General features: G+C 55.1%; 11 protein-coding genes. 6 read left to right on the plus strand and 5 right to left on the minus strand.

Annotated elements, in window-relative coordinates; translation table 11 throughout:
- Nucleotides 1-2: 2 nt before the first annotated feature.
- Genes B2952_RS10405 through B2952_RS10415 form a run of 3 tightly spaced genes read right to left on the minus strand, consistent with a single transcriptional unit; the run spans nt 3 to nt 3,304 of the window.
- The gene (locus B2952_RS10405) at nt 3-923 is read right to left on the minus strand and encodes a glycosyltransferase family 2 protein (protein WP_290725007.1); all 921 of its coding nucleotides are present in this window, start codon (nt 921-923) and stop codon (nt 3-5) included.
- Nucleotides 924-2,063: a Gfo/Idh/MocA family protein gene (locus B2952_RS10410; protein ID WP_290736472.1), complete on the minus strand. Its 1,140-nt coding sequence runs from the start codon at nt 2,061-2,063 to the stop codon at nt 924-926.
- Between the two features lie 14 nt (nt 2,064-2,077).
- Nucleotides 2,078-3,304, minus strand: a complete 1,227-nt coding sequence (locus tag B2952_RS10415) for an ATP-grasp domain-containing protein (RefSeq protein WP_290736469.1) — start codon at nt 3,302-3,304, stop codon at nt 2,078-2,080.
- Nucleotides 3,305-3,356: 52 nt separating this feature from the next.
- Between B2952_RS10415 and rffA the strand changes: the two genes are divergently transcribed.
- Nucleotides 3,357-4,496: a dTDP-4-amino-4,6-dideoxygalactose transaminase gene (rffA, locus tag B2952_RS10420; protein WP_290736466.1), complete on the plus strand. Its 1,140-nt coding sequence runs from the start codon at nt 3,357-3,359 to the stop codon at nt 4,494-4,496.
- A 654-nt stretch (nt 4,497-5,150) separates the two neighbouring features.
- A complete protein-coding gene (locus B2952_RS10425; RefSeq protein WP_073113580.1) occupies nt 5,151-5,438 on the plus strand; it encodes a CopG family antitoxin in 288 nt (95 codons plus the stop codon).
- A gap of 5 nt (nt 5,439-5,443) precedes the next feature.
- Here the strand turns inward: B2952_RS10425 and B2952_RS10430 are convergent, their stop codons facing one another.
- A complete protein-coding gene (locus B2952_RS10430) occupies nt 5,444-5,980 on the minus strand; it encodes a hypothetical protein (RefSeq protein WP_290736464.1) in 537 nt (178 codons plus the stop codon).
- 170 nt (nt 5,981-6,150) lie between these two features.
- Between B2952_RS10430 and B2952_RS10435 the strand changes: the two genes are divergently transcribed.
- The 4 genes from B2952_RS10435 to B2952_RS10450 all read left to right on the plus strand — a co-directional run bounded on the left by B2952_RS10435 (nt 6,151) and on the right by B2952_RS10450 (nt 11,510).
- The gene (locus tag B2952_RS10435; protein ID WP_173381221.1) at nt 6,151-6,474 is read left to right on the plus strand and encodes a type II toxin-antitoxin system RelE/ParE family toxin; all 324 of its coding nucleotides are present in this window, start codon (nt 6,151-6,153) and stop codon (nt 6,472-6,474) included.
- 8 nt (nt 6,475-6,482) lie between these two features.
- Nucleotides 6,483-7,487, plus strand: a complete 1,005-nt coding sequence (locus B2952_RS10440) for an XRE family transcriptional regulator (protein WP_290736461.1) — start codon at nt 6,483-6,485, stop codon at nt 7,485-7,487.
- Between the two features lie 157 nt (nt 7,488-7,644).
- The gene (pelA, locus tag B2952_RS10445; protein ID WP_290736458.1) at nt 7,645-9,405 is read left to right on the plus strand and encodes a pectate lyase; all 1,761 of its coding nucleotides are present in this window, start codon (nt 7,645-7,647) and stop codon (nt 9,403-9,405) included.
- 2 nt (nt 9,406-9,407) lie between these two features.
- Nucleotides 9,408-11,510, plus strand: a complete 2,103-nt coding sequence (locus tag B2952_RS10450) for a pectinesterase family protein (protein WP_290736455.1) — start codon at nt 9,408-9,410, stop codon at nt 11,508-11,510.
- 68 nt (nt 11,511-11,578) lie between these two features.
- Here B2952_RS10450 and B2952_RS10455 read toward each other — a convergent pair whose 3' ends face one another.
- Nucleotides 11,579-12,457, minus strand: coding sequence for a prepilin peptidase (locus tag B2952_RS10455; protein WP_290736452.1), 879 nt, complete (start codon nt 12,455-12,457; stop codon nt 11,579-11,581).
- Nucleotides 12,458-12,575: the final 118 nt, after the last annotated feature.

The following is a 12,575-nucleotide window of genomic DNA, read 5'->3' on the forward strand; positions in this document are numbered from 1 at the left end:
CCCTAGAACGTCCGCTCGCGCACCACGTATTGCGGCGATTGGTTGATGCTGATGTAGATGCGGCCCACGTATTCGCCGATAAGCCCGAGCAATAGCATGATCATGCCACCCACAAACAGCAGGGTGGCGAGCATGCTTGTGTAACCTACGGGAATTTCGGGATTGAGGAATTTCTGGTAAACGACGTAGAGGCCTGCGACAAAGCCGACGAGGGCGCAGATAACGCCGATAAAGGTAGCGGCACGTAGCGGCTTGACGGAGAATGCGGTAAAGCCGTTAATCCATAGCCCGATTAGGCCTGCGATGGTGTAGCCCGATTCGCCTTCGATGCGGCGGCGGTGACCGACGGCGACGTTCCCCAGGTTCTTGGTCGCTCGGAACACGAGCCCGCTGATATAGGCGAAGGGGTGGGGGTAGCGCACGATTTCATCGACGATGAACTTGCGCATAATGAAGAAACTGGTGGTGCGAAGCGTCTTGGGCTGGCCGATAATCGCTTCGGCCATTTTCTTGTTGACCCACGTGCCAAAGCGGCGGAAGAGGTGCTGTGCGGAGTGTTCGTAGTAGCCGTAAACAACGTCGTAGCCTTCTTCTAGTTTGTCTACAAGCTTGAAACTTTCGCTGGCGGGGGTCTGTCCGTCGTCATCGAGGCTGATGATGTAGTCGCCGGTGGCCTGCCCGTAGCCTGCCATAAGGGCGCAATGTTGCCCGAAGTTTTTCGCAAGGCAAATTCCCTTGATGTGGCTGTCGTTTGCGGCGAGGCGCTTGATGACTTGCCATACGCCGTCGGGGCTGCAGTCGTTCACCAGCACGATTTCGTAGTCGGTGCCGGGGCGCGTCGCGACGGTATCGCGGATTTCTTGCACCACGGTCTCGATGGTGTTTTCGCTGCGGTAACAGGGAATTACGAATGAGAGTTTCATCTAAAACCTCTGCTGGACGGATTCCCACTTGTTACTTTGTGCGGACTTCGCGGCGGCCTGCATCATGGCGAGGCCTTCGAGCGAGGTCTTGATGCCGCAAACGTACTGGCTTGTAAAGCTTCCGGTTTCAAAGTATTGCTTGAGACAGTCGGCGATGTCCTTGTAGTAGTTTGCGAAGGCTTCGATAAAGCCTGCGGGGTGGCCCGCCTTGAAGCGGTTGTAGCGCTGCTGGTTCGCAATTTTCACGTCGCCGGTGCGGTCGCGCAGGCTCACGTTGCCGCGCAGGTCGCAGGTCTTGAGCGTCTCGGGTTCCAGCTGGAACCATTCGGCGCTGCCCTCGCTGCCGTACACGCGGATGCGCAGCCCGTTGCGGTTGCCGAGCGCCGTCTTGCTGAACCATACCTGGGCGCGCATGTTGTTCGTGTACTGCGCCAAGGCGCCCACGTTGTCCACGATTTGCGGGAAGAGCCCGAAGGTGGCCTGGTCAGCGACGATGCGTTCAGGGCGCTCGCCGGTCAAAAAGAAAATCATGTTGTGCAGATGGCTCCCGAGGTCCAAGGAAATCTTGGGAATCACGGTATCCTTGAGGCGCCAGGCCTGTGGCTTGGGCGGCTCGTTGTGGGAGCCCAAGCGCATGAAGCCTTCTTGCGGCATTTCTACCTGCACCTGCTGGATTTTGCCGAGCTTTCCGTCGGCGATAAACTGCTTGAGTTCGCGCACCATCGGGTAGCCGGTGTAGTTGTACGTGGTGCAGAAGAAACCTTTCGTGTCGGTGACGGCCTTCGCGATGGCTTCGCCTTCCGCGACGCTCGTGGCGAGGGACTTCTCGCAAATCACGGGGAACCCTGCGTTCAGCGCGTCGATCACGATGTCCTTGTGATAGTCTGTCGGTGCGAGCACAACGACTGCGTCGAGCTTGCCCTTTTCGGCTTGCAAGAGTTCGCGGTAGTTTGCGTAGGTGCGGTCGGCAACGACGCCCCAGGTGCGTGCTGTTTCGCTGTTCGTTTCGGCGTGGGTGCTGAATGCGCCCGCTACGAGCTCGAAGTGCCCGTCCATCTGGCTTGCCGCCTTGTGGACTTCGCCGATGGCCGAGTTGATACCGCCACCGATAAACGCAATCTGGTAAGGTTCCTTTTTCATGCTTTTAATATAATTCATTCCACCACGATATGTGCAAGATTCGTCATGCGGGCGATCTTGTTTTCCATCTCTTCGGGGCTCCGGAACTTGAAGAACACGATTCCCGCCTTGTAGGTGAGCCTGTCGGCGATGCGTTCGCCGGGCTTGTACCACAGGAATTTTTCGACGATGTTGCCTTGAATTTCGGGCGCAAAAGTGACGTCGCGGACAGTGCTGCCGTTTGCGATGTCGGGCCCTGCCATTATGCAGTGGCGCAGCCAGTAACCTTGCGTAGGCACGTCGGCAATGCCGGAAATGTCCTCGCCGGTTTCGGCCATCACGATGAATTTCGGGTAGTCGATGCTTGTCGCGTACTTCACGAACTTGATGTATAAATCTCCGGGCGGGCGGCGACAGATTTCGATGATGACGGGCGTGCCGTCAGGTTTCTCGATGTATTGGATATGCAGAATGCCATCGACCAGGTTAAGTTCGCGCGCGATGCGTTCGCTGTAGTCGCGGAGTTTCGCGAGAGTCTCGCTGCCCGATGTGCTCGGCGAGTTTGCTCCGCTCACTAGGTACTTGTTGACAAAGTATTGCTCGTTGTCCGAGAAGGCGAATGCGACCTTGCCTTTCACCAGCATGGCGGAAAATCCGTGGTTTGAACCTTGCACGAATTCTTCGGCTACGATGTGGTCTTGCCGTGTGCGGCAGCAGGCATCCTTGTAGGCTTCACGTGCTTCTTCGGGGGTGCTTGCACGGTGGATTCCCTTGCCACCGGTGAGGTCGACCGGCTTGACGATGATGGGGAAGGTGAGGTTCGCGATGGCTGCGTCGAAGTTGGCGCAATTATCGGCCGCAAAATCCGTGCCGGTGACGGGAACAGTAATTGCACGCGGGGTCGGAATGCCGAGTCGCGTGGCAAGGGCGCGGTACTTGTCCTTGTGGTGAATTTCAAGGCTTGTCGTGTAACTGTCGTGGCCGGGCAATCCGAGTTTTTCACAGACGTAGACGGTGCTGAGCAGCGCAAAATCGTTGCATCCGGAACAGACCGCCTGCACGTCCTCGCTCTTGGCGAGTTTAAACATCGCATCTTTGTCGCTGAAATCCGCGAATACCGTCTTGTCGGCGTAGGGGTGACCGAGGCCGTCGCGGTTGTTGCCCGTGGTTATCACGTACCAGCCCAGCGCCTGCGCGGCCTGGATTAGCGGAATTTCTGCGTGGCTGCCCCCGAGGAGCAGCATTTTCTTTTTGAAACTCATGGTATGGACAATATATCTTTTTTACGCCTGAAAAATATATATTTTCTGCATCATGAAGATCCCCTTCAACAAGCCGCCTTTCGTGGGGCTAGAACTTGACTACGTGAAACAGGCCGTCGAGAGCGGCCGTATTTGCGGTGACGGTACCTACAACCTGCTGTGCCACGAGTGGCTCGAGAAACACACCGGCACGGCGAAGGCGCTCCTTACCACGAGCTGCACGCATGCGCTCGAGATGTCGGCCAGGCTCTGCGACATCGGGCCCGGCGACGAGGTGATTATGCCCTCGTTCACGTTTGTCTCCACTGCCGACGCGTTTGTTTCGCAGGGAGCCAAGTGCGTGTTCGTGGACATCCGCCCCGATACGATGAACCTGGACGAGAACCTGGTCGAGGCGGCTATTACCGAGAAGACGAAGGCGATTGTGCCGGTGCACTACGCGGGCGTGGCCTGCGAGATGGACAAGATAAACGAGATTGCGAAACGCCATAATTTGTTCGTGGTGGAAGATGCCGCGCAGGGCATGATGGCCACCTACAAGGGCAAGGCGCTTGGTACGCTCGGGGACTTCGGCTGCTACAGCTACCACGAAACCAAGAACTACAGCATGGGCGAGGGCGGCGCGTTACTGATAAACGATAAAAAGTTCTGCGACCGTGCCGAGATTATCCGCGAGAAGGGTACAAACCGCTGCCAGTTCCACAGGGGCGAAGTCGACAAGTATACCTGGGTGGAACTCGGGTCGAGTTACCTGCCGAGCGAGCTCAATGCCGCATACCTCTATGCGGAACTGGAATGCGCCGACGAGATTTACGACAACCGCATGGCGAGCTGGAATATGTACCGCGAACTGCTTGCGCCGCTTGCCGCGAAGGGCCTGTTCGAACTGCCGTACATTCCGGAACACTGCACGCACAACGCGCACATGTTCTACCTGAAGGTCGAAGACCTGCAGACGCGAACGGCGCTCCTCAAGCACCTGGTCTACAACGGTATCCTCGCGGTGTTCCACTACGTGCCGCTGCATAGTTCGCCTGCGGGTCAGCGCTATGGCCGTTTTGCCGGCGAAGACAAGTTCACCACCCGCGAAAGCAATCGCCTGCTGCGTTTGCCCATGTTCTACGGCCTAAAAATCGAAGACATTGAATTTGTCTGCAAGAAAGTCGCGGAATTCTTCGGCGTTCAATTATAGGACTCTGTTTGTTGTAATCGCAAATAGTGAAATTACTATTACAGCACGGTTCTGCCTTCACCGCGGCCAAACTTGCTTGGACATAAAGGGGCTGCCGGGAGGGCTGTTCAAAAAATTGTCGCGAACCTATTGACAATGATGCCCTGAGAAATTATATTTAGTGCACAAGTGAGTAGACGATACTCGCGAAAAAAAATTGAAGACCCGCAATTTCAAGCCTGTTTGCGGGGAGGAGTGAATGATGAATGAAAAAGAGGCGTTGCTTGTCAAGAAGCCTAGAATTCCCCTTATAAGACCTGCTCAAGTCGCGGATGTAACATCATTCGCGGGGCAAAAAAGATTGAATTAAACTTGACAGGGATTTGTAAATTATGTATATTATAAATATAGAGATGAAGGTGCGGTTTGATACGGAGAAAGCTCTCGTGGTCAAGCAGAAGCATAACATCGATATGGAATCAGTAAGGCAAGAAATCCTTGCGGGCCGGTTTATCACTAGGATGGTTAATAACCAAACAGAACATAAGGGTCAAAGGATGTTTCTTGTTCTTGTTGATGGGTATGTTCATTGCGTTCCGTTTATTGAGGAAAACGATGGAACATATTTTCTCAAAACAGCTTTCAAAAGCCGTTTGTATCAGAGGAGGTTAGAAAATGGCGAACTCGAAATTTATAGATGAGCCGATTGATGACGAAGAACGCGCTTTGATGGAAGCGGTGGAAAATGACGAAACAGTTCCGCTTTCGCACGAGGAGGAAGAACGGATTCGGGCTGACATTATGTCTGCTTCGGCGAAGAACATCACTATTCGTATGCAGCTTGATGACCTGAATGGCATCAAGAAAATGGCAAAGGCTGCTGGCATGCCGTACCAGACGCTCATCAATTCCATCATCCACCGTTACGTGACGGGTGGTATCGTATTCAAGGTCGCGGTGTAGGTTAATCACCACTTGCTATCGATTTCTTTCAAAAATTTCTTGTCGTTTCCGTGAAAGCATGTTTCGTAAAAATCGGGTTCGTTTTTCTTTAGCCAGCGTACTTTTTCCTTCATTCCCTTTCGAATGTGCGAAATGTCAAGATGTGAATATTTCTCAATGGCGTGGGCGATATCTAGGATGTCGGGCCCGCAAAAACATGCGTCGTAATTGACATAGTCTATGAAACCAAATCGGTCTTCTTCAACCTTCAGTTTTTCTTTGTAAGAAATAAAGACGTAATCGTCCTTGAACAGATGGTTTAGCTTCGCCATTTTGTATTGGATATCGACAACGCCCGATGTCTTGAGGAAACCCGTCATATACCAAAGCGTGCGACTATGAATTTTTATGTAGTCTTCGGGCAGGTCCTCTGCTACGATTTTTGTCGGATAGCGTCCGTGTGAGTACAGGAATTTATTCTCGGTGTCCAGGATTTTCCGAAATCCTTTCCCGAATTTGCCATATGTGTAGATGAATGAATTGATGCGCGGCTTCCTTCCCATAATTTGCTCCTTTGCTTTTTTTGCACTAGCAAGAATAAATCTATACTCGGCGTAATCCTGCTGTCAAGGGCTCGGACTTTCCTGTTTTTTTTTATAAAAAATAATGTACCTATTGCATTTATTAAAATTTTAATGTATATTATAGGTGTGGTAAAATGATGAGGTGGTAGGTGCAAGTAGTATATGCAGACAAAGAATTAGCTCGCTGCGCGGGCGACAGGGCCTATGCTGTGCGAAAGTTGGGGCAACGACGGGCGGATGTTTATTCGGTAAGAATAGACGCCTTGCTTCGAGCTGTTGATTTGGATTCATTGAAATATGTGGCGGGGCGTTTTCATGAATTGGTTGGCGACCGTGCGGGGCAATGGGCGTGCGATTTAGATCATCCGTATCGGCTTATATTCAAGCCGGTTTTAAATAGTGACGGGAATATCGTCGGATTGATTGTGGAACAAACTGTTTCTATCTTAGAAATTGTAGATTATCATAAGTAGGAGCTCTTATGCAGGTTTTTAGATGTGACGAATTGGCTGTTGTGGTGCCTCCTGGGCGGCATCTTGCTGAAAAACTTGAAGAAATGGGCCTAGATGCGAATGACTTGGCTGCTCGCATGGGTTACACGCCCAAGGCGGTGAATGATATTTTGCAAGGCAATTGCCGCATTATGCCGGAAGTCGCAATTATGTTGGAGATGGTTACAGAAATCCCAGCTTCGTTTTGGCTGCGTAGCCAAATTGCTTATGATGAATACCTTTCACGCGAACGAGTCAAGGCTTCGCTTTCGGACCAGCCTCTCTGGAGAAAGTCTTTTCCCGAAGAACTTGGCGTGCGCGACTGGGTACGGCGCGGTAAAAACGAGGCTGACGACAAATCGGGCCTTTCGCTCCTCAAGTTCTTCGCGGTGGCGTCTCCGCAGGCGTGGGACAGTTACTACAAGGATGCCCGCCTGAAGGTCGCCTTCCGCATTTCGCTCGCCGATGTCAAGGACCCGTATGCCATGTCGGCATGGATTCGTCGGGGCGAAATCCTTTCGGACCAGGACCCGATGGAAAAGCTGGGGCAGCCCGCGGTCCGCAAGAACCTGAAGGCGGCGCTCCCCGAAATCATCGCATTTGCGGCGGCCAACAAGGTTCGCCCGAAGAGCAAGAAGCGCATTACCTACTGGACGCCCGAGGCGGAAGTGGTTGACGACTGCATGACTGGCCTGCAGGCGCTGTGCCGCAAAATCGGTATCCGCGTGCTGTTTGTGCAGAACTTCAAGAGTTCGCCGGTTCACGGGATGTACCGCTGGTACAAGGACGTTCCCCTAATCCAGCTGCACGACCGCTTCGAGAAGCGCGCGACGATGTGGTTCACGTTCTTCCACGAGCTGGCGCACGTGCTTTACCACGGCAAGAAGGGGATTTGTCTGCAAAACATCGAAATCACGCACAACTATCCCGAAAAAGAGGACGAGGCGAACGCCTTCGCACAAAAATGCATGGTGGATGCGGGCTTTAAGGTATAGTGGCACGGCAACGCTTCCAAATGTGCTCCGTTTTGCCTATTTTGGGCGTTGTCCATGGACAACTTGTAAATAAAAACATCGTTCCCTGCCAGCTTTTTTGACATATATTATGTTAGATTAATGCTGTATGGCATAGTTTTCTTAACGTGAGGATGTTATGGAAAAACGCTGGTTTGGAATTCTTGTAACGCTCCCCCTGTTATCGGGAGGCTCTTTCGCTTTGGCGGCAGACTACGTCCCCCCCGCAACGGCGGTCTCGAAAATCAACAGCTACCGCGGCTATTCGGAACTGACCTCGGCCGCTTCCGGCATGGATATCGACCAGTACACCTACAACATGACCACGTGGCAAATCAGCAACGGCGGTTTTTACAAGGCGATGGCCGACAAGTACAAGAGTGCATACACCGGCGGGCAAAAGTCGGAATGGCGCTCCAAGGACGGCGGCGACCTCGGCACCATCGACAACAACGCGACTATCCAGGAAATGCGCCTGCTGGCGGTGCGCTACAAGGAAACAACGAACAGTAATTACAAGGCGACCTTCAAGTCGAGCTTCAACAAGGCATTGAACTTTATCCTCACCATGCAACGTTCCACGGGAGGCCTCCCGCAGGTTTGGCCCAAGCGCGGCAACTACAGCGACCACGTGACGCTCAACGACAACGCGATGGTGCGCGCGATGGTCACGATGATGGATATCGCGAACAGGACTTCGCCCTTCGACAGCGACATCATCGACGATGCGACCCGGAACAAGATGAAGTCCGCCCTCGACAAGGCTGTCGACTACCTGCTCAAGGCGCAGATTGTGAACAACGGAAACTTGACGGTATGGTGCGCCCAGCACGACACGGCAAACTATGCGCCGCGCCCCGCACGCGCCTACGAACTGGAATCCAAGTCGGGCAGCGAATCCGCCGGCGTGGTATGGTTCCTGATGAACTGGCCCGAACAAACCGAAGCCATCCAGAAGGCGGTCAAGGGCGCAATCGCCTGGTACAAGAAGACCCGCGTCGTGGGGCTCTACTTCAATAAGAAGGCGGGGACTTTCGAGCAGCGCGACGGAAACGTGCTGTGGTACCGCTTCTACGAGGTGAACAACGACAACTACTTCTTCTGCGACCGCGACGGCGCAAGCACCAAGACGCAGGACTTCACCAAGATTAGCGAGGAACGCCGCACGGGTTACCAGTGGGCAGGCGACTACGGTTCCGCCCTGCTGAGCGCAGAATCGGCATACCTCGCGGCACTCGAAAAGCTGCAGGGAACCTACGTGGAACCGCCCCCGCCGGCGGCCATGTGCGGGAGCGATTCCTGCAAGGTGTTTATCGACGGCGTGAACTTTGTTGAAATCGACGGCGTGAAGGAATCGAGCAACACGGGATTCGTGGGCGAAGGCTACGCGAACGTAGCCAACGCGACGGGAAGTTTCGTGACCTACGGCGTGACGGCAAAAGCCGAGGGCAAGTACACGCTCTATATCAGCTTTGCGAACGGCGGGAGCGCAGAACGCGGGTTCAGCGTTACTGCAGACGACAGGACGCTCATCGAAAGCGGGAACATGGAATCGACCGGCGGCTGGACCACCTGGAAAACGCAATCCGTCGAGGTGGAACTGCCCGCGGGCTACAGCGAACTCAAGTTCACGAGCCTCTCGAAAGACGGCATGGCGAATATCGATTACATCGGCTGGATGAACGAGGACCTGCTCGTGGGCAAGGTCGATGTGGGCGATACCAGCACGACTCCGGGCGACACCACGGAGTTTATTGGGAAGCGCGACATGCGCCGCTCCGCAGTCGGGGCTCCCGCGGACCGCTACTTCGTGGACTTCGGCACCCACGGCAACAGCGCGGGCGTGTACCTTAGGCGCGGCAACGGCAAGGTGTTCCGAGTAAACGGCGTGGCGAGGTAATCATGAACAGGTTTGCAGTTTGCACATTCCTCGCTCTTGCGGTGAGCGCATCCGCAGTCGAAAAAAAGAAAATCGATTTCGTGGTCGGTGTCGATGGCGATTTCAAGGCGGCTGTTGCTGCTGCCAGCAAGTCGGGCGCATCTGCCAGCAACCGCTTCGTCATCTTCGTGCCCGATGGCGAATACGACATCACCAAGCTTACGGGCGACAGCCACGGGAAATCGACCGTGAGCGCCTCGTACCTCTCGATTATCGGGCAGAGCCTCGAAAAGACGATCATCGCGAACACGACCGACACCGAGGGCATAAGCCTCACGGCGACAATATACTTCCCGAAAAACAACGAGATGTACATGCAGGACATCACCCTGCAGAACAAGGGCACATACAACTCCGGCAACGCGGCGCGCCAGGTGGCCCTGCAGCAGAACGAGGGCGACAAGTTTATCTACAAGAACGTGCGCCTTTTAAGCGGTCAGGATACCTACTACACCAAGAAGGGCCGCACCTACTGGGAAGGCGGCGAAATCGACGGCACGGTGGACTTCATCTGCGGTGGCGGCGACGTGTTCTTCGAAGGCACCAAGCTCGTGATGACACGAAACGGCGGCTACATCACTGCATCGCAAAATCCGGGTGACTGGGGCTACGTCTTCAACAACGCGACCATCACGGTAAGCAACAACAGTTTCAACGGCACTTTCTACCTGGGGCGTTCCTGGGGCCACGCAAAGACGGTCTTCCTGAACACAAAAATGATTGCGCAGCCCAAGGGCGAAGGCTGGGGGCCCGACATGAATTCCGCCCCGCAGGTTTTTGGCGAATACAACAGCAAGGACGGCAACGGCAACGCTGTGAACACGAGCCAGCGCAAGACGTATTTCAATGGCGGCAAGGACGCCTCGACCGCGACCACGCTCAAGACGGTGTGGAACGCAAGCGATGCCGCGAAGTACACGCTCCAAAACGTGCTCAAGGGTAGCGACAACTGGGATCCGACCAAGTTGACCGCGCAGGTGAACGCTCCGAAAATTGCGCAGGAAGGCGCCGAAATTACATGGGCCGACGATAACAACGCACGCGCATGGGTTATTTTCGTGAACGGCAAGTACAAGGCCAACGTGATTACTCCGAGCTTCTCGCTCGAAGGCATCGCGGTGGGCTCGAAGATTACGGTGCGTGCGGCCAACAGCATGGGCGGTCTCGGCGCATACTCCAACGAAGTCATGACTATTGACGCGAACGCCACCTACTACAAGGTGACGCTTGGCGACGCCATCGGTGGCAAGGTCAGCACAAACCTCAGCGGCGACAAGGTCATGGAAGGCAAGACGGCGACATTCACCGCCACTCCCAACTCCGGCTGGAAATTCGCCGGCTGGAGCGGCAAGAGCGCCGCGGGTATCGACGCGAGCAAACCGCAGGCAAGCATTACCGCTGCAGGCGACATCGAACTTACGCCCTCGTTCATCGGCGATGGCTCGGGCAAGTTCCAGGCCGAAGAGGGCGTTATCGAGAATGCCGTCAACGAGAGTAGCAACGCGGGTTTCGCGGGTGCGGGCTACGTGAACTTCGGCACGGGAACATCGAGCGTGAAGGTGCCGGTTTATGCTGACGGGGCCGGCGAATACAAACTTACCCTGACATACGCGAACGGGAGCAATGCGGCCCGCAGCCTTTCCATCAAGGGCGATGCGAGCGAATCGCAGGAGGTCGAATTCGCGACGACCGGCAACTGGACCACCTACGTGACGAAGGACGTTTCCATCATGCTGCCGTTTGGCGCTAGCACCATCACATTCGCGACCGTGGGCGGAAACGACGGCCCGAACCTCGACCAGCTGGAACTGACCGCAGTGAACGTGACGAAGCCCGACACCTCCGACACGACGACAGCAATCGGTGGACTCGCTAGCGGCCTCGCGGAGCCGCGCCTGGAATACTCGCCCGCAACCCGCGTGCAGGTTTTCAGTGCGACCGGCAAGCTGGTGCGTGAAAGCATCGGCCGCGCGGCAATCAGCACGAGCGGCCTCCCCCGCGGGATATACATCGTAAAGGTGCGCGCCGGCTCCCGCAACATGCAAAAAGCAATCCGAATTGAGTGATTTCCCTGAAAATGGGGATTAAATGGTCAAAGAAACTTCATTTAATCCCCAAAAATGTCAAAATCGACTTATTCCCCGAACACGAGCTTTATGTACAACTTAAATAGAGTCTCGCCCCAGAGGTACATGAAGGGTGCGGCCACCGCGAGGAACGGCCCGAAGGGAATCTGTCCCGAGGTTTCGGCGGCATCCTGGCCAGCGGCATTGCGACGAGCGGCAATCTTGCCGTAGGGGACCATCACGACGATGCCGAGGATCGCGGCCACGATTAGCGTCTCGACCGCGCCCGTCACGCCCATCAGTGCGCCGTAGCCCGCGAGGAGCTTTACGTCGCCGAAGCCCATGGCTTCCTTCTTCAGAAGTTTCGTCGCGCACCAACCCACCAGGTAGAGTCCGCCGCCCGCGACCACCGCCCCGACCAGGCTCTGGAGCGGAGCGACACCGCCGGGGATAATCGAAATCAAAAGGCCAGCGACAATCCCGCCCACCGAGATGGAATCGGGAATCAGTTTGTACTTGCAGTCGACCGCACATACCGGGTACGCCCCGAGCAAAAGCCAAAACATCGCAAATGCCGACGCCCACACCGCGGGTTCAGTGACCGGCGCCGTGAAAAAAGAGGCCGATACCGGCACACCGCCCACTACCGCGACGGCAGCAAACAGCGCAATCGCACCCAGCAAGCCGCACAGCGCCTCCCCAATCGGGTAGATGACGCTGATGGGCTGGTGGCAGCAGGCGCTCTTCCCGCGTAGCCATAGCCACCCCACGATAGGCAGGTTGTAGCGGATGGGGATGTGCTTCTTGCACAGCGGACAGTGGCTCGGCGGGTTGATGAGCGAAATCCCGCGGGGCATGCGGTAAACAATCACGTTGTAGAAGCTCCCGACGCACGCGCCGAAGGCAAAAAACACCAAAAGCCAGTACCAGAGGGGGATTTCTTCCATAAAAGCCTCAAAAACCTACATAGTAGAATATATAAACAAAGATAGGCGTTTGTTTTTTCGAATTAAAAAGATAAATTTAAAAATGCAGGACGCCCCCATAGGCGCCCCGTTATTTCGT

The organism is Fibrobacter sp. UBA7003 (assembly GCA_002449765.1).
Lineage (GTDB): Bacteria > Fibrobacterota > Fibrobacteria > Fibrobacterales > Fibrobacteraceae > Fibrobacter.

Coding starts and splice junctions, on each gene's coding strand:
- rffA (WP_290736466.1), top strand. CDS start 3,357: ATGAAGATCCCCTTCAACAAGCCGCCTTTCGTGGGGCTAGAACTTGAC.
- B2952_RS10430 (WP_290736464.1), bottom strand. CDS start 5,980: ATGGGAAGGAAGCCGCGCATCAATTCATTCATCTACACATATGGCAAA.
- B2952_RS10455 (WP_290736452.1), bottom strand. CDS start 12,457: ATGGAAGAAATCCCCCTCTGGTACTGGCTTTTGGTGTTTTTTGCCTTC.
- B2952_RS10425 (WP_073113580.1), top strand. CDS start 5,151: ATGGCGAACTCGAAATTTATAGATGAGCCGATTGATGACGAAGAACGC.
- pelA (WP_290736458.1), top strand. CDS start 7,645: ATGGAAAAACGCTGGTTTGGAATTCTTGTAACGCTCCCCCTGTTATCG.
- B2952_RS10415 (WP_290736469.1), bottom strand. CDS start 3,304: ATGAGTTTCAAAAAGAAAATGCTGCTCCTCGGGGGCAGCCACGCAGAA.
- B2952_RS10450 (WP_290736455.1), top strand. CDS start 9,408: ATGAACAGGTTTGCAGTTTGCACATTCCTCGCTCTTGCGGTGAGCGCA.
- B2952_RS10405 (WP_290725007.1), bottom strand. CDS start 923: ATGAAACTCTCATTCGTAATTCCCTGTTACCGCAGCGAAAACACCATC.
- B2952_RS10440 (WP_290736461.1), top strand. CDS start 6,483: ATGCAGGTTTTTAGATGTGACGAATTGGCTGTTGTGGTGCCTCCTGGG.
- B2952_RS10410 (WP_290736472.1), bottom strand. CDS start 2,063: ATGAAAAAGGAACCTTACCAGATTGCGTTTATCGGTGGCGGTATCAAC.